The sequence below is a fragment of the Moraxella sp. CTOTU47579 genome, assembly GCF_032004885.1.
In the GTDB taxonomy this organism is placed as follows: domain Bacteria; phylum Pseudomonadota; class Gammaproteobacteria; order Pseudomonadales; family Moraxellaceae; genus Faucicola; species Faucicola tetraodonis.
In genome coordinates this window covers 1-21,738 of sequence record NZ_DALZOJ010000003.1, presented here as the reverse complement: position 1 = coordinate 21,738, position 21,738 = coordinate 1, and the positions used below count along the sequence as shown (strand labels likewise).

At 43.8% G+C, this 21,738-nt stretch carries 18 protein-coding genes; 9 read left to right on the top strand and 9 right to left on the bottom strand.

Translation table 11 applies throughout. The annotated features are described in order from the left end of the window. Position 1 precedes the first annotated feature (1 nt). The 7 genes from RTP55_RS02670 (at position 2) to nfsA (ending at position 10,337) form a co-directional block, all read left to right on the top strand. Positions 2-2,224, top strand: a complete 2,223-nt coding sequence (locus RTP55_RS02670) for an nSTAND3 domain-containing NTPase (RefSeq protein WP_065252826.1) — start codon at positions 2-4, stop codon at positions 2,222-2,224. Positions 2,225-2,298: 74 nt separating this feature from the next. After that, the gene (gene pepN / locus RTP55_RS02665) at positions 2,299-4,998 is read left to right on the top strand and encodes an aminopeptidase N (protein WP_409418406.1); all 2,700 of its coding nucleotides are present in this window, start codon (positions 2,299-2,301) and stop codon (positions 4,996-4,998) included. Positions 4,999-5,053: 55 nt separating this feature from the next. After that, positions 5,054-6,331, top strand: a complete 1,278-nt coding sequence (locus RTP55_RS02660; protein ID WP_312384017.1) for a YbfB/YjiJ family MFS transporter — start codon at positions 5,054-5,056, stop codon at positions 6,329-6,331. 21 nt (positions 6,332-6,352) lie between these two features. Beyond that, a complete protein-coding gene (locus RTP55_RS02655; protein ID WP_312384016.1) occupies positions 6,353-7,123 on the top strand; it encodes a nitroreductase family protein in 771 nt (256 codons plus the stop codon). A 39-nt stretch (positions 7,124-7,162) separates the two neighbouring features. Beyond that, the gene (locus tag RTP55_RS02650) at positions 7,163-8,518 is read left to right on the top strand and encodes a solute carrier family 23 protein (RefSeq protein WP_312115044.1); all 1,356 of its coding nucleotides are present in this window, start codon (positions 7,163-7,165) and stop codon (positions 8,516-8,518) included. Between the two features lie 108 nt (positions 8,519-8,626). After that, the gene (locus tag RTP55_RS02645; protein ID WP_312384014.1) at positions 8,627-9,490 is read left to right on the top strand and encodes an HpcH/HpaI aldolase/citrate lyase family protein; all 864 of its coding nucleotides are present in this window, start codon (positions 8,627-8,629) and stop codon (positions 9,488-9,490) included. Positions 9,491-9,560: 70 nt separating this feature from the next. Then, complete coding sequence (nfsA, locus tag RTP55_RS02640; protein ID WP_312384012.1) at positions 9,561-10,337, top strand: oxygen-insensitive NADPH nitroreductase; 777 nt, start codon at positions 9,561-9,563, stop codon at positions 10,335-10,337. Between the two features lie 133 nt (positions 10,338-10,470). Here nfsA and purB read toward each other — a convergent pair whose 3' ends face one another. From purB to RTP55_RS02605, 7 genes are all read right to left on the bottom strand, one after another. Beyond that, a complete protein-coding gene (purB, locus tag RTP55_RS02635; RefSeq protein ID WP_312384010.1) occupies positions 10,471-11,853 on the bottom strand; it encodes an adenylosuccinate lyase in 1,383 nt (460 codons plus the stop codon). Positions 11,854-11,933: 80 nt separating this feature from the next. After that, entirely contained in the window at positions 11,934-12,992 is a 1,059-nt protein-coding gene (locus RTP55_RS02630; protein ID WP_312384008.1) for a multidrug resistance efflux transporter family protein, read from the bottom strand. Between the two features lie 59 nt (positions 12,993-13,051). Continuing rightward, positions 13,052-13,774 (bottom strand): 7-carboxy-7-deazaguanine synthase QueE, encoded by a 723-nt coding sequence (gene queE, locus RTP55_RS02625; protein WP_312384006.1) that lies wholly within the window; start codon positions 13,772-13,774, stop codon positions 13,052-13,054. Between the two features lie 72 nt (positions 13,775-13,846). Beyond that, positions 13,847-14,251, bottom strand: a complete 405-nt coding sequence (locus tag RTP55_RS02620) for a carboxymuconolactone decarboxylase family protein (protein WP_312384004.1) — start codon at positions 14,249-14,251, stop codon at positions 13,847-13,849. A gap of 118 nt (positions 14,252-14,369) precedes the next feature. Then, positions 14,370-15,191 (bottom strand): 2,3,4,5-tetrahydropyridine-2,6-dicarboxylate N-succinyltransferase, encoded by an 822-nt coding sequence (dapD, locus tag RTP55_RS02615; protein ID WP_065252815.1) that lies wholly within the window; start codon positions 15,189-15,191, stop codon positions 14,370-14,372. Between the two features lie 171 nt (positions 15,192-15,362). Continuing rightward, the gene (locus RTP55_RS02610) at positions 15,363-16,052 is read right to left on the bottom strand and encodes an LrgB family protein (protein ID WP_312384001.1); all 690 of its coding nucleotides are present in this window, start codon (positions 16,050-16,052) and stop codon (positions 15,363-15,365) included. A 28-nt stretch (positions 16,053-16,080) separates the two neighbouring features. Beyond that, positions 16,081-16,542: a CidA/LrgA family protein gene (locus tag RTP55_RS02605; protein WP_312383999.1), complete on the bottom strand. Its 462-nt coding sequence runs from the start codon at positions 16,540-16,542 to the stop codon at positions 16,081-16,083. A gap of 132 nt (positions 16,543-16,674) precedes the next feature. On the opposite strand from RTP55_RS02605, the gene RTP55_RS02600 reads away from it, so the two are divergent. Both RTP55_RS02600 and cysK read left to right on the top strand, forming a co-directional pair. Beyond that, positions 16,675-17,574 carry a LysR family transcriptional regulator gene (locus RTP55_RS02600; RefSeq protein WP_312383997.1) on the top strand — a complete coding sequence of 300 codons (900 nt, stop codon included), beginning with the start codon at positions 16,675-16,677 and terminating at the stop codon, positions 17,572-17,574. A 212-nt stretch (positions 17,575-17,786) separates the two neighbouring features. Beyond that, positions 17,787-18,803, top strand: a complete 1,017-nt coding sequence (gene cysK, locus RTP55_RS02595; RefSeq protein WP_312383994.1) for a cysteine synthase A — start codon at positions 17,787-17,789, stop codon at positions 18,801-18,803. Positions 18,804-18,997: 194 nt separating this feature from the next. On the opposite strand, the gene RTP55_RS02590 is transcribed toward cysK, so the two are convergent. Next, positions 18,998-20,368, bottom strand: coding sequence for an MATE family efflux transporter (locus RTP55_RS02590; RefSeq protein WP_312383993.1), 1,371 nt, complete (start codon positions 20,366-20,368; stop codon positions 18,998-19,000). Positions 20,369-20,577: 209 nt separating this feature from the next. Further along, positions 20,578-21,618, bottom strand: a complete 1,041-nt coding sequence (locus tag RTP55_RS02585; protein WP_312383992.1) for a hypothetical protein — start codon at positions 21,616-21,618, stop codon at positions 20,578-20,580. Positions 21,619-21,738: the final 120 nt, after the last annotated feature.

Genomic DNA, 21,738 nt, shown 5'->3' with positions numbered 1-21,738 from the left:
AATGAATAACTATAATTTTGATGTTTTCTCACCTACAGAATTTGAAAATTTTTCTCGAGATTTACTTCAGAAACACTTGGGTATTTATTTTCAAACGTTTGTAGATGGCAGAGATAATGGTATTGATTTACTTTCTAACAAAACTCAAACTATCATTCAATCTAAAAGATATACAAAAAATTTTTCTCAATTAATGAGCAGTTTAAAGAGTGAAAAAATTAAAGTTGATGAGTTAAAACCAAAAAGATATATTTTAACCACATCAGTTGGATTGACTCCCAAAAACAAGGACGAGATAGCCAAATTACTTTCTCCATTTATATTATCAACTGATGACATTTATGGTAAAGATGATTTAAATAACTTACTAAATCTGTATAAAAATATTGAACTACAATATTTTAAACTTTGGATTAATAGCACTAACGTACTTAATAAGTTTATTCATTCAAAGATTTTTAATCAAACTAATTTTCAAAGAGAAGAAATAATTGAACAGTCAAAATTTTATGTAGAAAATCAAAGTTTAGAAGATAGTATTAATATTTTGAATGATAATAAATGTTTAATAATTTCAGGGTTGCCAGGGGTAGGTAAAACTACCTTAGCAAATAACATCATTTTGAGAATTTTAGACCAAATAGAATTAGATGAATTTTATTATATAAGTTCTTCAATCGATGAGGTTTATAATGTTTTTGTTCCAGATAAGAAACAATTATTTTATTTTGATGATTTTTTAGGAAGCAATTTTCTTATAGATAATCTTGAAAGGAATGAAGATAAAAGAATTATAAAACTTATAGAACGTATTCAGAGAGAGAAAAATAAGTTTATTATTTTTACTACTCGTGAATATATTCTAAAACAGGCTATTATCAAATATATGGCTTTAAAGTCCCTAAATGAAGAGTATGGTAAATACATTTTGGATTTAGCTAGCTATACAGAGGAGGTAAAAGCTAAAATACTATATAACCACTTATTCTTCAAAGAGGCTGATGAGAGTTTTTTATTGAAGTTCCTTAAATTTAGGTCTTATAGAAAAGTAGTTAATCACCGAAATTATTCTCCTAGACTTGTTGAAGCATTTGTAAAAGAAATTGCATTAAATAATTATCAAAGTATAGAAGATGAAGATGATTTTAATGACAGGATTATTTCACTATTTGATAACCCCTTCAATATTTGGGAAGAATCATTCAAAAACCATCTTAGTGAGAATGATAGAATAATTCTCACTATAATTTTTTCACTAAATTTTATTAATCCCACACCATTAAGAATAGTAAAAGAGGTTTTTTTTGATGAATTTAAATCAACAAGTATGCTTGATTTTGACAGGTCAATTGAAACTCTAGAGAAGTGCTTTATTACTACAACATTGCTCTATTCAAAAGATAATTTAGAAAATCATATTATTTTGCATAATCCTTCAATTGGGGATTTTCTAATCAATTATTTTATAAAAGACAGTCAGTATTTAATCAATGTATTAGAAAAGGCAAAATATATTGAACAATTTCTTTTTGCCAATAAATACAAGAATACGAGTATAAAAAAATTTTTTGAACCAAAGATTGTTGGCTATATTATTAGAAGTTTAGAAAATGAAGAAATACCATTTTTTCTTTCAAAAGATATTGCCCATGTATGTGAAAGATTAACTTTAATACCAATATCAAATGATGCCTTGAATGAAGTTTTGTTAGCAATTCAACCTAGATTAAATGCTTACATTCAAAAAAAGAATACATTTACGGAAAGCGATATTAATGGAATATTTACCTGTTGGGGGAATCATTCTAAATTTCAAATAGAAGATGAAGACTTTATTGAATTGTTTAAAAAAATTTTAGCTAGTAAGTATGATTTAGGCATATTAGTAGCAATGCACAAGTTGAAATGCTTGAATGGAGAGTTATTTGAAGAAATAACTAATCTCTATAAAGTTTCAGAATTAGTAAGTGATGAGATTAATTGTTTAGTTGAGAATTCGTCAAGAGATAGTATAGAAGACGATATATCCTTTTTGCGTGAAATCAATGAAATTGAGCTTTATGGCTTAAATTTTGATGAAGATATTAAAACCCTTGAAGAACGTTTATCTGATTGGGAATGGGAAAATGAAAGTTTAGAAGATATAGAATACACAAAAGAGGATAATAACCAAAAAGATGAATTTAACATAGATGAATTATTTCAACGAATGATTGAAAAATGATTAAATAACAAACTACTTATAATAAGAATTAAGTTTGAATTTCCTTTTTTTATATTTTTTAATAGAGAGCAAAAATGACCAACGTTACCGAAACCAACCAAACCGAAAACCCCCAGCTATTAAACACCGAAATGCCTGATGTACCCACCAATATACCCACACCAGACCCCAGTTTGAATAGCCACCAATTAAATAGTCACCAACCGCAAAAAATCTACCTAAAAGACTACACGCCGCCTGTCTTTAGCGTCAATCACATTGACTTAAAAATTGAGTTGTTTGATGGCGCTGATAAAAAGCATGCAACCGTGACCGCCAATCTTGACATGACAAGAAACACGGCAGGCGATTTGGTGCTCTTTGGACGAGAATTACAAATTGAATCAATTAGCTTAAACGGCAAAACCTTAAGCAAAAGCGACTACCAACTAGACCAAGAAAGCCTAACGATTGTTAACGCGCCAGACACTTGTCAGATTACCACCGTCGTCACCATCGTGCCGCAAACCAATACCAGTCTTGAAGGTTTATACCAAGCAGGGGAAGGGGCGGACAAAATGTTCTGTACCCAGTGTGAGCCAGAAGGGTTTCGTAAAATTACCTTTTATCCAGACCGTCCCGATGTGCTTGCCACCTTCACCACACGCATTGAAGCCGATAAAGCTTACCCAACGCTGCTTGCCAATGGTAATTTAATCGACCAAGGCGAGCTTGCGGGCGACCGTCATTTTGCGGTGTGGCAAGACCCCACCAAAAAACCGAGTTATCTATTCGCTTGCGTGATTGCAGATTTGGACGTATTGACCGATCAGTATGTCACCAGTGAAGGGCGTGAGGTGCTGCTTGAGTTATACGCCAAGCATGAAAACATCGAGCAGTGCCATGTCGGCATGCAAGCGTTAAAAGACTCAATGAAATGGGATGAAGACAATTACGGACGGGCGTATGATCTTGACCGCTATATGATTGTGGCGGTTAGCCAGTTTAATATGGGCGCGATGGAAAACAAAGGATTAAATATCTTTAACACCGCTTGCGTCCTATCTAGCCCAGAGACCACCACCGATCGCCGCAACTTTAATGTCAAAGCGGTAATTGCCCATGAATACTTCCATAACTGGACGGGCAACCGTATCACCTGCCGTGACTGGTTTCAGCTGTGCCTAAAAGAAGGCTTTACCGTATTTCGTGACCAGTCTTTTTCCGAAAGTCTGCATTCCCCTGCGGTACAGCGGATTGATGATGTGGCAACATTGCGAGCGGCGCAGTTTCCTGAAGATGCCAGCCCATTGGCGCATCCACCACGCCCTGACCATTTTGTCGAGATTAATAATTTCTACACCGCCACAGTGTACGAGAAAGGCGCAGAAATCGTGCGCATGATTGCCAATACGCTTGGCAAAGAAAAATTCCGTCAAGGCACGGATGAATATTTCCGCCGTTACGATGGGCAAGCGGTGACGGTTGAAGACTTGTTATCTGCACTGAGCGTTGCAGATCCAAGTATTGAAAAATTTATTGATTGGTATACCCAGCCAGGTACGCCGACGTTATCAGGGCATTTTGAAAAAACAGCTGACAAGCTTATCTTGACGCTAAGCCAACACACGCGCCCAGTGGCAGGCTATCCTGCACCAAAACCTTTGCCGATTCCTATCAAAATGGCGATTTTTAACCGTGCCACTGGACAACTGGTAAAAGAAGATTTGGTGTTACTGCGCGATGACAGTCAAACGTTTAACTTTGACGGTTTGTTTACCACAGCGGATTTTGACCCTGTGGTGTCATTGCTTCGTGATTTTTCCGCGCCTGTTCAGCTTAATTTTGAGTATAGCAATGATGATTTGGCGTTTTTGATGCAGTATGAGACTAATGGCTTTAACCGTTGGCAAGCGGCACAGTTGTTGGTCAATCGTATTTTATTGCAAAATGCCGATACCGATGCCTATATCACGGCATTAAAAGCAAGTCTGCCAGCGCTATCAGAAACCGATCCCATGCTAGCGGCGCGGTTACTAGATATGCCAAGCGAGCGAGAGCTGGGCAGTGCGATTCAGACCGACTATGACCCTAGCCAAGTTCGTGCCCGTCATCAAGCGGTTAAAAAAGCCGTGGCGGTAGAGCTTAAAGACATTTGGCAAAGTGCGTATGCCAAACTGCCGATTACCACGTATGAAGATACAGCCGAAGCCATGGGCGTGCGAGCATGGCGAAATGTGGGGCTGGATATGGCGTTATTGGCGGGCGTGAGTGATGCCAAACATTGGGCAATTATCCAGTACCAACAAGCGTCTTGTATGACTGAGCGTTTAGGCGCGTTAAATGCGGCGGTGGCGCATGGTTTGCCCCAAAAAGCTGAATGGCTTGCCGATTTTTATCAACGCTTTCATCATGATGCATTGGTGATGGATTTATGGTTTGGTGTCCAAGCCAATGACAGCCAGGCGAGTGTTGCCGATATTTTTGCGTTAACCTCACACCAAGACTTTGATATCAATACCCCAAACCGGGTGCGGGCGGTGCTCGGCGGATTGCTCGCGCAGCCCACCAAAATTTGGACACAGCAGGGCGTTGAGCAGTATTTGAGTATGATGCAAGATTTGGATAAACGTAACCCACTGTTGGCGTCACGTTTGATTCAAGGTTTATCAAATTGGAATGCCTTGGTAGCAGACAAAAAGTCAATGGTTAACGACGCTTTGATATTAAGCCAAGCTAATATGTCATCCAAAAATGTGAAGGAAACCTTGCAAAGTATGCTCAATAATCTTTAAAATGCAAGCTTAAACGCTGACAAGCCGTGTCAATAAAATCAAGGGGTAATGCAAAATGTCACAATCTGACCGACAACAGATTATATTTTGCTTTATCCTAGCGAGTACCGCGCTTGCGGTGGCGATGGGAATCGGGCGATTTGCTTTTACACCGATTTTGCCTTTGATGATACAAGAAGGCACGGTGCATCTTGCGCAAACGGCGTGGTTATCAAGTAGCAACTATATTGGCTATTTGGTCGGGGCGCTGTCACTGCTTAAAAGTAAGCGACATCCGCTTTTTGTCATATTAGGTCTCAGCTTGGTGACACTCACCACTTGGCTGGCTTCGCTAAGCAGCTTTGGCTGGTTACTGGTGTTACGTTTTTTGGCGGGTGTGGCAAGCGCTTGGGTGCTGGTATCTATCAGTGCGTTTGCAATCAATTGGTTAAAATCAAGACAGGTAGTCACTAGCGGCTTGATTTATACGGGTGTCGGTATCGGTATCACCCTCACAGGATTGATTTGTAGCTATTTTATTTTTCAATCAGCGACGGCGACTATCGCGGCCCAGTCATCATTCAGTCCATTATCGAGTCGATTATGGCAGTATCTAGGCGTGATTGCGCTGCTCGCCACCTTGGTTGTCACCTTTTTGCTGGCGAAAATCAACTCGCAGTTTGCCTCAACAGCTGCTGCCTCAATAGCCGTTGCCAAAGCCCACACTACCAAAGCCAGCCATACCAAAGCCACAAATACCAATCCTACCGCTAGCATAACACCGGCCAAGCTAAAATTAGCGAATGTATTAACCGCCTACGGTTTGTTTGGGTTTGGCTATATTTTACCTGCGACTTTTTTGCCACAAATCGCCAAGCAATGGTTATCAGGGCAAAGTTATTTGCTGATTTGGCCATTTTTTGGGTTGGCGGCGGCTTTGTCGGTGGTGTTATCGCAGGGGTTACAACGCCGTTATAACAACTTTTCTTTGCTCGGTGTTTGGCGAGTGTCACAAATCATCATGGCGGTTGGTACGTTATTGCCTGCGCTTTGGCAGTCGTTGGCAGGTTTGATGTTGTCAGCGCTGATGGTGGGCGGCACTTTTATGGTGGTGACGATGGCAGGGCTGCAAGTGGCAGCAAGCCAAGTCACGCACTACCCTAAATACAACTTAAGTGCGCTGATGACCGCAAGTTTTGCATTTGGGCAGCTTATCGGACCCTTAACCGCGCTAGTTGCAACAGGCAAAAATATTTGGCTTGCGTTGTTACCCGTCTCAGCTATTGTTTTGCTTATTGGGGTGGCGCTACTTTGGCGACCGTATCAACATCAACAATCATCAAATCATGTTTAAATCACTTCTAACGGGGCAACCATGAATAACCAAGCTACGAGTAATCAAACTGTGAGCAATCAAACCATTGAACTTTTACAAAATCATCGGGTGTATCGAGAATTTGACAGTAGCGCCACTGTGCCAGATTCGCAATTAAATGACATTATCAAATGCGCCCAGCAAGCGCCCAGTTGGCAAAACGGACAGCACTACAGCATTATCAACATCAGTGATAAGGCGTTACGTCAAAAAATCGTCGATTTGCAACCGCGCAACCCACAGATTGCCCAATGTAGCGTGTTTTTGGTATTTGTGATGGATGGTTATCGCTCTTATTTGAGCAGTGAAGCGTATGATGGCAGCTTTGAGGGGTTTAAGGATAGTGATACATTGATTACGCTCGCTACCGATACGGCATTAGCAGCACAAAATGCCACGGTAGCGGCAGAGAGTTTGGGTTATGCCACCTGTCCGATTGGCGGTTTGCGTATGATTGCCAATGACTTAATCGAACTGCTTCAGCTACCAAAATATACCTATCCAATTTTTGGCTTATGTATCGGTAAACCTAGCGTAGAAATGCGCCTAAAACCGCGTTTACCAAAATCTGCAGTGTATTTTGACAATCAGTATCAAGTTGACGCGTTACCACAAACGCTCGCCGATTATGAGCAAACCATTTTGGCGTTTAATGAAGCGCGTGAGCGTAAGCCATACCGTCAAAAATTTGCCGATTACTACAGTCAACCGTATGTCGCTGCTGCAGAAGATTGGCTCAAAGCGCAGGGTTTTTTGACAAAACAAAAATAACGTGTAAAATTCGCGCAGTTGACAGATGAGAGCAAAATTATGGCAAATTCGCAAAGACAACCAACCCATCAAAATACCGGCAATGATAGCGGCTGGTTCCCAAAATGGCAGCCTTACGATGGGCATTTAGATCATCATCCTGTGCGTATCCACGAGTATTTACCTGCTGATAAAAGTCTGTTACTTGGGCTGCAACATGCGTTTGCGATGTTTGGGGCAACTGTGCTTGCGCCGCTATTGATGGGATTTGATGCCAACCTTGCGATTTTGATGGCGGGGCTCAGTACGGTGCTGTTTTTCTTTTTGACGGGTGGGCGAGTACCCAGTTATTTAGGGTCAAGTTTTGCGTTTATCGCGCCCGTGATTACCGCGACGGCTTATACAGGTTCAGGCTTTAACGGTAATTTATCCGTGGCGCTTGGTGGTATTTTTGTCTGTGGTATTTTTTATGGCATGGTCGGATTACTGGTGATGAAAACAGGGGTTGGCTGGATTGAGAAACTCATGCCGCCTGTGGTAACCGGTGCGATTGTGATGATTATCGGGCTAAATTTGGCGCCAGTGACTATCAAAGGCGTGTCGGGGAACCAGTTTGATAGTTGGGTTGCGTTGATGACGGTGCTGTGTATCAGTGCGGTCGCTGTGTTTAGCCGCGGTATGCTACGTCGTTTGTTGCTACTGATTGGTTTGGTATTGGCATATATGGCATATTTTGTGCTCACCAATGTGCTTGGGTATGGCAAGCCGATTGATTTTACCCCAGTTGCCCAAGCAGCTTGGGTGGGATTACCCAATTTTTATCATCCGACGTTTGATATCAACGCAATAATTTTGATTGCCCCGGTTGCCTTTATTTTAATCGCCGAAAATTTAGGCCATATCAAAGCGGTAGAAGCCATGACAGGACAAGCGGTATCGCCCTATATGGGACGGGCTTTTTTCGCCGATGGTCTATGTACGGCGATGTCATCGAGCATGGGCGGTACAGGCGTGACAACCTATGCGGAAAATATCGGCGTGATGGCAGTGACCAAAGTATATTCGACCACGGTTTTTGTGGTGGCAGGCTTGATTGCTGTGCTACTGGGGCTATCACCAAAATTTGGCGCGCTTATCCATACTATCCCAGCGCCGTTATTGGGCGGTGCCTCCATCGTGGTTTTTGGGCTTATCACGGTAGCAGGGGTCAAAATTTGGCTGGATAATCACATCGATTTTAGCAAAAATGCTAATTTAATCATTGCTGCGGTGACCGTCATTATGGGTGCTGGGGATTTTAGCTTACATATTGGACAATTTAATTTGGGTGGTATCGGTACTGCGACAGTGGTCGCCATCGTGTTAAATTTACTGTTTAGCCGCAGTGAAAAAGCCAAATTGACGGTTTTAAAATAACTTAAAAAACGCGCTACTTTGGGTAGGGCGTTGTTGCTGGATAAGCTGTTTGATAAGTTGTTTGCCAAAAAGAATATGTCACCAAAAATGGACGAAAAAGGATGTCGCATGAGCGAAAACAATGTAGCAAAACCCAAGGGATTGAGCGCAACCAGTTATTTGTTTGTACCCGCCATCAATATTGAGCGGGTGGAAAAAGCCTTTGCCCGTGGCGCAGATACGGTGATAATTGACTTGGAAGATGCGGTCAGTGATAGTGTCAAAATGGAGTCGCGTGACAATGTGGTCAATTATCTAAGCGGCGCTGATGCCCAGCCTGTTTGGGTGCGTATCAATGCCGCAAGTAGCAACCACCAAGCAGGCGATATTGATTTGCTCAAATCTTTGCCAGCATCTGCAATGAACAACGTGATTGGGGTAGTGCTACCCAAAGTCGAGCACGCCATAGAGATTGACCGTGTCCGTCATGCGCTCGCCAAACCCATGATTGCCTTGATTGAGACACCCAAAGGCATGGCAAATATACCCGACATCGCCGCTGCGGCAGGATTGACTGCGCTCAGTTTTGGCTTTTTGGATATCTGTGAAAAATTGGGCGTGCGCGCAGACAGCGAGGCAGGGCAGATGGTTGCCAACCAAATCCGTTATCAGCTAAGCTTGCATAGTGCCATCAATGCGCTCACCCCACCGATTGAATGCGTATACCCGCCTTTTAATGACGATGACGGTTTAACCCAGCGGGTAAATGGGTGGCGCGATTTGGGTTTTTCAGGGATGCTGTGTATTCATCCAAACCAAGTCGCCATTGTCAATGCACTGGCTAGACCCAGCCAAGCACAGCTTGCCTTTGCCAAAAAAGTGGCTGACCATTATGCACAGACAGGGCTTGCGGCATTTGCCATGGATGGACAAATGGTCGATACTCCGGTGATTGTGCAAGCCCAAAAGCTGATTGAAAAATACCAACCCTAAGGCTAATCAAACCCTAACCCAACTTATAACAACACAAACCATAACAAGGCAAATCATAACAAGGTAAATTATGACAACACATAGTGAGCATAGCGACAGTAAACCCACCCTAGAGACGATACTCAATCATCGTTCAATTCGCAAATTCACCAATCAGCCAATAGATGCAGCGACGTTTGAGCAGCTTATCGAAGCGGGGATGGCAGGCTCATCATCGGGATTTTTGCAGTCAGCAAGCATCATTCGGGTGACAGATGCAACGCAGCGCTATGACATACGCCGTATTTGCGCCGATGCCCAGCAAGCCAAAGACGGAGAAAAATACGGTCATCCCTATGTGGAGCAGTGTGCCGAGCTGCTAATTTTTTGTATGGACAACCACCGCCACCAAACCCTTGTACCCAATGCGCAAATTGATTGGACTGAAGTCACCATTGTTGGGGCGGTTGATGCAGCCATTATGGCGCAAAATCTGCTACTAGCGGCTGAGAGCATGGGATTGGGTGGTGTGTATTTGGGCAGTATCCGCAATGATATCAGACGGATGGGCGACATACTCAAACTGCCACAAGGCGTGGTGCCGCTATTTGGCATGGCATTGGGTTATCCTGACCAAAATCCTGCCATGCGTCCACGTTTGCCAAAGGCATTGGTGGTTTCCACCAACCAATATCAACCCGCTGACAAATCCGCATTAGACCAGTATAACCAAACCGTTGCCGATTATTATACGACGCGTGGTCAAGCAGGGTCAGATTGGGTGCACACCATTGAAAGTTATTTGGATAAACCCGTCCGTCCCGAGGTGCTGCCTTATCTGAATCAACAAGGCTATGCCAAAAAATAACCCAAAGCTCAATCAACAAATTTATCTAAAAAAATTTATGTAAAAAAAATTCTGTAAAAAAAATTCTGTAAAAAAATTCTGATAAAAAAGGACGCCTAAGCGTCCTTTTTGATTTTTGATGAGCGAAAAAGTCTTATTTTAATAAATTTTTCAAGTTTTTGGCTTGCTCAGCTGCATTACCTGTATAAGTGGCAGGGGTCAAATCAGCCAAGCGTTGACGCTCATCTTCTGGCACCGCTGTCAGTTCATCGCCATTGACAAAGTTGACCATCATCTCACGTGTCATGGCTTGACCGCGGGTCAAGGCTTTTAGTTTCTCATAGGGTTTTTCAACATTGTAGCGACGCATCACGGTTTGGATTGGCTCCGCCAACACTTCTTGTGCAAGTTCTAGGTCTTCATTGAGACGATTGGCGTTAAGCTCTAATTTGCCAATACCTTTTAAGCAGGCGTCAAAGGCAATCAGACTTTGAGCAAAACCCACCCCCATATTGCGAAGGACTGTCGAGTCGGTCAAGTCGCGCTGCATACGAGAAATCGGCAATTTTTCACCCAAATGCGCGAGCATGGCATTGGCAATACCTAGATTACCTTCTGAGTTTTCAAAGTCAATTGGGTTGACTTTGTGTGGCATGGTGGATGAGCCCACTTCGCCATCTTTGAGCTTTTGTTTGAAATAACCCAAGGAGATATACGTCCATACATCGCGGTTAAAATCAATCAAAATGGTATTGTAACGGCGCAGCGCGTCAAACAATTCGGCGATATAGTCATGTGGCTCAATTTGGGTGGTATAGGGATTAAAGGTCAACCCAAGACTGGTAACAAAGTGTTCGGCATTTTTTGCCCAGTCAATTTGTGGATAAGCTGACAGGTGCGCGTTGTAGTTGCCCACTGCACCATTGATTTTACCTAGCAATTCTACGTTATTAAATTGCTTGAGTTGGCGATGCAGACGGTATGCCACATTTGCCATTTCTTTACCCAAAGTCGTTGGGCTTGCGGTTTGCCCATGCGTGCGTGACAGCATGGGTTGGTCGGCATGGATTTCTGCGAGCGCTGCAATCTCATCAATGATTTTTTGCATCGATTGCGCCAGTACGTCGCGACCCGATTTTAACATCAACGCGTGTGATAAGTTATTGATGTCTTCAGAGGTACAGGCAAAATGGATAAATTCACCCGCGTCTTTTAGCGCATCGATGTCGGCAATTTTTTCTTTTAAAAAGTATTCAACGGCTTTGACATCATGGTTGGTGGTGCGTTCGATGTCTTTGATACGCATCGCGTCTGCTTCGCTAAAATTGGCTACAATCGCGTCCAAGCGCTCATTGGTCGCTGCCGAAAAAGGCTGAATTTCATGAATATCTGCATGATTGGCAAGGGTCTGCAACCAGCGCACTTCCACCGTCACACGGGCATGAATCAAGCCAAATTCTGACAGGTAAGGACGTAAACTATCCACTTTACTGGCATAGCGACCATCAATAGGTGAAAGAGCGGTCAAAGTATTCATCAAATAATCCTAATCGGTTAAATAAAGGGTTAAAATAAAAGTGCCTGCATTATAGCAAACTATCACAACGTGGACTACCGCTAGCGTTGCTTGGCAAACAGCACAAGCCCAATAATCACCAACGCAATCCCCACAAAACTTAAGCCTGACGGCATCGGCGTGTGCAGCAGCAACATGCCGCCTAACAACGCAAAAATAATTTCACTGCCTTGTGTGGCATCGACGGCGGCCAGTTGTTGTGGCTGTTTGGCAAGACTACGGGCATGTAAAAAAGTGGTCGTACCGAGCACACCTGCCATCAAGGCAACCAAAAAACTAATGGTCATTTGTGAGACACTGGGCGCGGGCGGTTGTACCATGATGCCTAATACCAACCACATTGGCAATGACCCTAGCGACATCAGCCAGACTTTATGCAGGGGATTTGATAGCAGCGGGGAAGTCACTTGCGGCACTTTTTGTAGCAATTTGCTCTTTGCCAATTCGCTCGTTAGCTTGCTCGTTGCCAATTTGCGCGTTTCATTGCTCGTTGCCTTGCTCATTTCATGAGTATGATGGGTAGAATCCCTTTTGGGTTGTCCTGCTTGCCAAATTAATTGATTACCTAACGGAAAACAAAAACTGGCAATAAAGGCAGGTAGCGCACCAAATAGCAACAAAGCATGCCAATCAGTGCCTTGGCTCGTGCTATGCCTTAACCCTTCACCGACATTGGCAAGTACCACACCGATAAATACAATCACCGAATAGACAATGACTTTTTTTTGAAATGATTGCCCAAAAAAACTCAGCACCACCAAGCTTGCTACGACAGTGAATAAATAGGTTGCGGCTATCACCCATCCTTCCGCATAATCTGCCGCAAATGCCAACAGTCCATACGTGCCAAGTCCAATCCCGCCCGTCACACACCAAAACTGCCAATGACTGGCAAATAGTTTACATAGTTCTAGTAGCTTGGACGGATTGAGTTTGTTTTGCAGCAAAATAAAAACCGATAACAACAGCCACATAAAAAAACAGCGAAAACTTGCTGACCAAAACCAATGTCCGCCTTGTACACTCATCAATTGATACAGTACAAACGACGTGCTAAAAAAAGCCGACGCAATCAGCCCCCAAACAATCATTTTTCCCATTGGCTTGATATTTCCCTAAGTTGTGTTCTAACGATTTGGCAGTGGCTAGTTGACAGCGGCTATTTGCCTTTGGCATCTGCCCAAATGATTTTATGCAGTTGCAGTTGAAAACGCACCGGCAGCGCGTCGGCAAGTATCCATTCTGCCAATTCAGCGGCAAGGGTAGGTACATTGGCTTGACGTTCTTCCACATTAAACATCGGAGAAAACCATACCGTTGCGACTTTTTTATCCAGTTGGTAGTCTGCGAGGATTTGTTTTGACCAGTCATAATCGTCGCGATTCATAATGACAAATTTGATTTGGTCATGGGCAGTTAAGTAGGGAAGGTTTTGCCACAGATTTTTATCGGCTTCTTGAGAGCTTGGGGTTTTGATATCCATGACTTTAGATACCGCCGTTGGCACCTCTGCCACGGACAGCGCGCCCGACGTTTCAAGCGAAATCTCGTAGCCATGCGCCAATAGCAAGTTCATCAACGCGATTGCATTGGGCTGGGCTAAAGGTTCGCCACCTGTCAAACAAATACGCTGGCACGGAAAACTCTGACACACTGCCAAAATCCCTGCCAAACTCATGCGCTCGCCGCCGACAAAGGCATATTCGGTATCACAATACACGCAGCGCAGCGGGCAGCCCGTCAAGCGAATAAAAATCGTCGGCAATCCTGCGGTCAAGGCTTCACCTTGCAGCGAGTAAAAAATCTCAGTGACTTTAAGTCCTGCTTCGGGGTCAGTGGTGGGAATGGCGGTATTGCGGATGGGTAGCGTTGAATTTGGCATAAATGTGATTAACTAATAAAAATTAGCGTTTATTTTATCAAATTTATGCCAATAAATCTTTGTGTTCAGCGGTTAAAGCAATTTCATTTCGGTTAACACGTCCACTGCAGCACGATAGGCTTCTTGAGCCGCTGGTGCGCCGCAGTAAGGTAGACTATGCAGTAGCACTTCTTGAATTTCTGCCACGCTTGCACCGTTATTAATCGCCCCGCGAATATGCCCTTTTAGTTCTGTTGGGGATTTTTGCGCGATTAAAAAGGCAAGGGTGACTAGCGAGCGGGTTTTACGGTCTATTCCTTTCCCATGACTGCCGTCGCGTTGCCATGTTGAGCCCCAGGCGTGTTCATTGATCCAGTCTTGTAGTGGCGCAGTAAATTCGGTAACTTGTGACATGGCACGTTCCACATGCGCTTCGCCCATGACTTGTTTGCGTACTGCAATGCCGTTGTCATACAGGGTGTTTTGTTGTGATGACATACTGTTTCCTTTAATAAAGGCTATAAAGATGAGCGCTATAAAATTTGATGAAGGCTATAAAAAAAGCAAACCATGGCTGATTTGCTTTAAATAATTTACTGTTATCTTGACTAAAAATCTAGTCCATTCTGAGCAAATCATTAATAGATGTTTTGCTACGCGTTTGTGCGTCTACTTTTTTCACGATTACCGCACAGTACAAGCTATGCGAGCCGTCTTTGCTTGGTAGGCTACCTGATACCACAACTGACCCTGCAGGAATACGGCCGTAACTGATTTCGCCTGTTTCCCGGTCTAGGATTTTGGTTGATTGACCGATATACACGCCCATCGAAATCACCGAGCCTTCCTCAACAATCACACCTTCAACGATTTCTGAGCGCGCACCGATAAAGCAGTTGTCTTCAATGATGGTTGGGTTGGCTTGTAGCGGCTCAAGGACGCCGCCAATGCCGACACCGCCTGATAGATGCACGTTTTTACCGATTTGGGCGCATGACCCCACCGTAGCCCACGTATCGACCATCGTGCCTTCATCGACATAGGCGCCGATATTGACATAAGATGGCATTAAGATAGCGCCTTTGGCAATGTATGAGCCTTTACGCGCGACAGCAGGTGGCACCACGCGCACGCCCGCTTTGGCAAATTGTTCATCGCCCCAGTCTGAAAATTTGGTTTCGACTTTATCAAAGAACTGCAGGTCACGACCGCCATTCATGATGCGGTTGTCGTTCAGACGAAAGGATAATAATACCGCTTTTTTGACCCATTGGTTGACGATCCATTCACCGTCTTTTTTTTCTGCGACGCGCAAGGTGCCCGCATCGAGCTGAGCGAGCACATCATTGACGGCAGCACGCACATCGTCGGTGGCGTCATTGGGGTTGAAGTTGGCACGGTTTTCAAACGCATCTTCAATAATCTGTTGTAATGACATAATTTTTTCCTACAATCCAAAAAAAGGTAGGTCATTGTCGCTAATTTTATTTTGTTTGGCAAATATTAATACGTCATTTTGGCAAGTTTTCATGAGTAGATAGCTTTAAGGTATTGTAAAATCACAGCAAGTATTAACAGGCATGTGTTAAATAGCTTAAAAAAGCATGGGTTAAATAGCTGTCATTAAATGAATCAGCGCAGGACCAAAAAATACCATAAATAACCCTGCCAATACCATCGTCAGACTGGCAATCACGCCTTCGCTTTCGTGGCGCTGACTGGCTCTTGCAGTACCAAAACCATGTGACGCATTACCCAATGCCACGCCGTGGGCAAGATGGAAACGGATTTTTGACCATGCCAGTACCATATCGCCAATCACCATGCCGACCACCCCAGTAATTAAAGTAAATAGCGACACGAGCGCCGCTGAACCATGAATCTGCTGCGCCAAATCAATCGCAAATGGGGTAGAAATTGACCGTGCCATCAAACTGTAGGTGAGTGTGGCATCAAATTTAAACACGCGAGCAAACACCATGATGCTAGCAATACCCACCAACATGCCCACCACAATCGACACCGCAAGCACGGCAGCATAGCGGTAAATCAATTGACGATACTGATAAATCGGTATGGCAAATGCCACGGTGGCAGGGCCTAACAACTCAACAATCCAAGCGGTATCGGCAAAATAGGTTTGGTAAGAAATCCCAAGCACAATCATCAAAATAATCGTTACCGTCGCCACTGTGATGGCAGGATTGAGCCAAAATTTTGGGAAACGGGCATAGACCCGCTTTGCTAAAACATACGCCAAGATAGTCCAGATTAAACAGCCGATAGAGATAATATTCATAGTAAATTACGATTGGTATGATTAATGATTAATGATGGGCATGGTGCGTGCGGCGATACAACGCGCGCTTAACACGATTGCCTAGCATAAAAGTGATGGCAGAGCTCAGCATCACCAGTGCCGTACTCACGACAATGGTAATCATCAGCTGCCAACCTTTAGCAAAAAATAACTGCTGATATTGGGTAATCGACATCATCAGCGGAATAAATAACAGCACCAACTCACCCAAGATAAACTTCGCGCCGATATTGACCCAGTTGGGTTTAATTACCCCAGTTAATAGCAATCCCAGCATCAAAAACAGCCCCACAATGCCAGATGACATAGGGAGGCTGAATAATTTTTTTAGGATGTCAGCTGAGCCCCATACCACACCAATGAAGGTGATTTGCAGTAAAATTTTGACCAGTGGCTTTTGTAACATAGGGTCTATTTTTTGGGGTAACAGTTTATGACGTAATAGCTGCTGAAAAGTCGAAAGATTCATAGCGCGTTTCATGGTAAACAAGTCATCAACAATTGAGATATCTAGTATAAAAAAACCATTAACAAAAAATATGAATAATATTTTTAAAATTATGCGTAAAATCTATAAAGCTATTTTGGGCACTGCAAAAACATGATGACCTTAAAACAACTTCAATGCTTTATCACGGTGGTGAAAACTGGCGGCTTTTCTCATGCTGCCGATACATTGAGTTTGACGCAGCCAACCGTCACCAAAGCCATTTCTAATTTGGAAGATACGCTAGGGGTGGCGCTTTTTGATAAGCAACTGATGAGCCGCAAGCGGGATATTGCGCTGACCGAAATTGGCGCATTGGTGTATGAGCAGGCGCAGACGGTGCTGCAACATGTCGGCTACCTTGAGCAGACGGTGACACAATATCAGCACATGGATCGCGGGCAGCTGCGGCTAGGGTTGTCACCACTCGGGGGTGAGTTGTTGAGCGATGCGATTTTTGAGTTTTATCAAACCCATCGCCATATTGAGCTGTCGTTGCTAGAAGATGGCGCAGAGTCGTTAAAACAAGCCTTGCTCGATGATACGCTTGATGTGTGTACCTTGATGCAACCGATTGAAGATAGCTTTGATTGTATCCCAGTGTGCGATTATCCCATTATGATGGTGGCACACCGGCAGCATATGGGCCATACCATCAAACAAGTGACTTTAAAATCTTTAAAAAATGCGTCGTTGATGTTATTTGCGTCTCATTCGTCATTCACCTCAATGATTGTCGAAGAGTGCCAAAAACTCGGCTTTGAGCCCAATATTATTTGCCACACCAACCAATGGCAACTATTGACGACATTGTTGAAAAAAAACATGGGGGTGACGCTACTGCCCAAATATTATACCGATAAACTCGATGACAAACAGCTGGTTTGCCTGCCGCTTGTCCAGCCTAATTTGACTTGGCAAATGGTGATGGCATGGCGAAAACACCGACCACTGACCCCAGCCATGCAAGCTTGGCTAAACATAGTACAGCGCCAAGCTAATAATAAAGTTTAATGGGAAAGTTTAATAGGAGAGTTTAATCGACAGGCTATCAACATTTGATAAACCTTTTGATAGCACTGTGTTACAGCTTTGTGTTACAGCCTTGTATTATAGACCCGGGTGTTAACGCTTTTTGATATATGGAATTTACCAAATGATGTTAGACACCGCAAAATCACTGCCGTAAAATCATTCAACAATACCTCAAAAAAAAGGGAATACCTATGCTACAACAACCTGACGACCACTACGCCGCACCCGCCAACCTTGGCACAGCGGTATATGCCAACAATGCTGATGCGATTGGTAACACGCCGCTGGTACGTCTTAATCATATCATGCCACAGGGGGTGACCGTGCTTGCCAAAATCGAAAGCCGTAACCCGGCGTTTTCGGTCAAATGCCGAATCGGTGCAGGCATGGTGCAAGCCGCTGAGCAAGCAGGGTTATTAAAGCCGGGTATGCAAATCATCGAGCCGACCAGCGGTAACACGGGGATTGCGCTGGCGTTTGTGGCAGCAGCCAAAGGGTATAAAATCACGCTGACCATGCCAGCTTCAATGAGTATGGAGCGCCGTAAAGTGCTGGCCGCCTTGGGCGCACACTTGGTGCTCACTGAGCCTTCGTTAGGTATGAGAGGGGCGGTGGAAGCTGCGCAAGAAATCCATGATAACCATCCTGGCGAATACTTTTTGCCGCAACAGTTTGATAACCCTGCCAACCCAGACACCCATGTCAAAACCACCGCACCTGAGATTTTTAATGCCACCGCGGGTAAGGTCGATGCGCTAGTGGCAGGCGTGGGTACAGGCGGGACGATTTCGGGTATCGCCCGGTATTTTAAACAAATCAAACATCAGCCGCTTTATACCGTCGCGGTTGAGCCTGCGGAATCACCGATTATTACCCAGACGCGTGAAGGTAAACCCATCACCCCAGGTCCGCATAAAATCCAAGGGATTGGCGCCAACTTTATCCCAAAAAATCTTGCGCTTGATTTACTTGATGAAGTCATCACAGTAACTGGCGATGATGCGATTGCATGGGCAAGACGGGCGATGACCCAAGAAGGTATTTTATGTGGTATCTCTTGTGGTGCAGCGCTGCAAGCGGCTCATCAACTAGCAAGCCGCCCTGAGATGCAAGGCAAAACCATTGTGGTTATTCTGCCAGACAGTGGTGAGCGTTATTTAACCAGTGTGCTATTTGATGGTATCTTCACTGGCGAAAACTTTAATTAACAAGCTTTCATGAACGATAAAAAGGGCGTTAGTTCGCCCTTTTTTACTTTATTTTTAATTTAAAATCGCTATAAAAATCATCGGTTGAATAAACCAAACATGGTCATCAACCCATGACCTATAAAAAATAACCTACAATAAATAGCCTAAGCGACTTTTTAATCATTGTCGATTGTTTTTCTTTTTAGGTTATTCTATAGCCAAGCCACTTTTAAGCGTTTTTGCTGACGTAATAAACGCGTCCCTAACAGCAGTGACGCCAATCCCAGCGCTGCAACCAGCGCGATCCAAAACCCTTTAGCCCCCATATCGGTATGGCGTACCAAATAGGTACCTAGCGGAATCGCCACCACCCAATAGCAAAACAAGGTGATGAACATCGGTACTGTGGTATCTTGCATACCGCGCAAAATCCCCGCAAAATTGACCTGCCAGGCATCAAACAACTGATACACGGTGGCAAACCATAACAACAGCGCGGCTTGCTGAATCACTTGGGGATTTTCACTAAAAAAAGTTGGCAGCGTTTGCCGAAAAATGGCAGTTAACAGCATGCTAATCACCGCAAATGACGTGGCTACGGCAATGCCGATGAGCTTGATGCGTTTAAGCTCTCGGTAATCTTTGGCGCCATAGCGATTTGACACCATGATGGTGAGCGCCATCGCGACTGAAAACGGGAACATGAATAACTGCGATGAAATCGTCAACGCGACCTGATGGCTTGCCACCGCGATTTCACCCAGTGGGCTGATGATAATGGAAGCTAGACTAAACGCGCTCACTTCAAAAAAAATCGACATACCAATGGGAATACCAATCGATAATTGCTGACGCACCTGAGCAAAATCCATGCCGGCAAAATTGGCAAAAAAGCGCTGGTTGGCAAAATCTGACTGGGGGCTTAAAGTCAAATAGCTTACCAACATCAATAAATTTATCCATAACGCAATGCCAGAGGCAAAACCACAGCCTGCGCCGCCCATGGCAGGAATCAGCACAGTTTCACCGAGGGTGACGCCATGAATAAACGCATAGCTAAGCGGCACATTTAAAATCAAACCAATGAGGCTAATCACCATGACCACGGTGGGATGTTTTAAGCTTTCGGTGTAGCAGCGCAGCGAGGTGTATAAACAGACTGCAGGAAACCCAAAAGAGATACCAAACAAGAATTTTTGCGCGATATGCTGAATATCCTTCGGTACCTTCATCCAATCAAACAAATAATGCAGCTGATTAACCGCCACAAACCCTATAATACCGATGATAAGCGCCAGCCACAGCGATTGTTGGGTGATAAACGGCACTTTTTTTAGTTGCTGCTGACCAATCGCTTCCCCAATCAATGGCGTGGTGGCAAGCAAAATACCAACCGCTAGCAAAAACGTGGGCATCCAAATACCCGCGCCGATTGCCACGCCTGATAAATCTAGCGCAGAGACTTGCCCAGCAAGTAAGGTATCGACTAAGGCGAGCCCTGACTGGCAAATCTGGGTGATTAAAATAGGTAAGGTCAAGACAAATAATTGTTTTAAGTCTTGACGAGCAATAGCTGACAGCATGTAATGACCAAATATTCGTTGAAAATTCAATAAAGGCGGCAGTTTAACAGATTTTGCGGCATGATTTTTTATTGTTTAATTTATTGTTTAACAGGTCAGCAAATTAACAGGTCAAAAAAGTTAGCGTTTGATTGTGATAGCGTCAACATAAAAAAGCTTTTATCAAATTGTGGCAATATTTGATAAAGGCTTTTTTACAATAATAGCTTTTAAAGCGCTTTAATCATGGCTTGATAGCCTGTCAGTTTATTGGTGGCATCAAAGGTCTGTACCACAAACGCATAATTGGCTTTGGTGGCATCCACAAAGGGGGTGAAAGTAGTGCCGTAGGTTAATTGGTTAGTACGTACAAAACCCATACCGCGGTCAGTGGCTTTATCCAGGTTTATTTGGGTGACAAGGGTGCGAGCGGTGTTGGCAGGCGCAGTCCAATTGAGGTTTAGGGTACTACCTGTCCCCGTGAGGTTAACGCCTAAATTGCCGATAGTAGCGGTGAGTGGCAATACTTTAAAATCGCCATCGCCGCCTAAGGTATAGTTGACATCACAGCCGTCTTTATTGTCAGATAATTGTTTTCCAAAATCGACGCCCACCTGATAACTATATTGACCATCCCAATAATCGCGCTTGCTATCATAATCGCCATTAAATGGCATGCCCGCCACAGAGGTTTTTAATTCGTCAAACTGTAAAAATTTAAGAACCGTATTATCAAATTTTGCTGCTGGGTCGAGTGTGCCAGACAGTACACCACCCATCTTTTGGTCAGTTTTAATAGAAATTTTTTCTGTGGTTAAGGTGTTTGGGTCTTGGCAAGTTTTTTGTTGATAGCTCATTTGACCATACACCGAGGCGGCATAATCATTGCCAATATCAAAATACACCACACCCAGGTCGCTATCATTGGGCTCGTTGTCGTTGTCTTCTACAAAATAGCCAACGTACAATCCCCCTTTACCGCCTTCTGGGGTGATTTTGTCCAAAAAATTATCTAAGCTGTCTTCCGGCAAAAAGATACTTTGTAAAATCTCTGCCATGCTTTTTTCTTTATTGGTTAATTTATCCTCGACTTTTTTGTAAGCAGTACGGACATCCGTTGCAATGTTTTTATAACTATCATTGGCATCGTTTAGGGCATTGTCGACAGTCTCACTACCTGAGCCGCCACACGCAGATAGGGCGATGGTGAGCGCAGTTAGCATGCCTATTTTATAAGACGCTTTTTTATAAGGCGCTTGGGTATATGACATGATGACAGTCCTTCCTTGATAATAGATGAAATAGCAATAACAAATAGCGATAAATTATTAAATAAAACCCCACTCTCAACTTGAAATAAGCAACTCAAACTGAAGTGGGGGGTTACCTAA

Bases quoted from the DNA above. Each gene is read 5' to 3' on its own strand.
- queE (WP_312384006.1), bottom strand. From the start codon at position 13,774: ATGCCAAATTCAACGCTACCCATCCGCAATACCGCCATTCCCACCACT.
- purB (WP_312384010.1), bottom strand. From the start codon at position 11,853: ATGAATACTTTGACCGCTCTTTCACCTATTGATGGTCGCTATGCCAGT.
- RTP55_RS02600 (WP_312383997.1), top strand. From the start codon at position 16,675: ATGATGACCTTAAAACAACTTCAATGCTTTATCACGGTGGTGAAAACT.
- RTP55_RS02605 (WP_312383999.1), bottom strand. From the start codon at position 16,542: ATGAATCTTTCGACTTTTCAGCAGCTATTACGTCATAAACTGTTACCC.
- RTP55_RS02610 (WP_312384001.1), bottom strand. From the start codon at position 16,052: ATGAATATTATCTCTATCGGCTGTTTAATCTGGACTATCTTGGCGTAT.
- cysK (WP_312383994.1), top strand. From the start codon at position 17,787: ATGCTACAACAACCTGACGACCACTACGCCGCACCCGCCAACCTTGGC.
- RTP55_RS02650 (WP_312115044.1), top strand. From the start codon at position 7,163: ATGGCAAATTCGCAAAGACAACCAACCCATCAAAATACCGGCAATGAT.
- RTP55_RS02670 (WP_065252826.1), top strand. From the start codon at position 2: ATGAATAACTATAATTTTGATGTTTTCTCACCTACAGAATTTGAAAAT.
- RTP55_RS02660 (WP_312384017.1), top strand. From the start codon at position 5,054: ATGTCACAATCTGACCGACAACAGATTATATTTTGCTTTATCCTAGCG.
- RTP55_RS02620 (WP_312384004.1), bottom strand. From the start codon at position 14,251: ATGTCATCACAACAAAACACCCTGTATGACAACGGCATTGCAGTACGC.
- dapD (WP_065252815.1), bottom strand. From the start codon at position 15,191: ATGTCATTACAACAGATTATTGAAGATGCGTTTGAAAACCGTGCCAAC.
- RTP55_RS02590 (WP_312383993.1), bottom strand. From the start codon at position 20,368: ATGCTGTCAGCTATTGCTCGTCAAGACTTAAAACAATTATTTGTCTTG.
- RTP55_RS02645 (WP_312384014.1), top strand. From the start codon at position 8,627: ATGAGCGAAAACAATGTAGCAAAACCCAAGGGATTGAGCGCAACCAGT.
- nfsA (WP_312384012.1), top strand. From the start codon at position 9,561: ATGACAACACATAGTGAGCATAGCGACAGTAAACCCACCCTAGAGACG.
- RTP55_RS02630 (WP_312384008.1), bottom strand. From the start codon at position 12,992: ATGGGAAAAATGATTGTTTGGGGGCTGATTGCGTCGGCTTTTTTTAGC.
- RTP55_RS02585 (WP_312383992.1), bottom strand. From the start codon at position 21,618: ATGTCATATACCCAAGCGCCTTATAAAAAAGCGTCTTATAAAATAGGC.
- RTP55_RS02655 (WP_312384016.1), top strand. From the start codon at position 6,353: ATGAATAACCAAGCTACGAGTAATCAAACTGTGAGCAATCAAACCATT.
- pepN (WP_409418406.1), top strand. From the start codon at position 2,299: ATGACCAACGTTACCGAAACCAACCAAACCGAAAACCCCCAGCTATTA.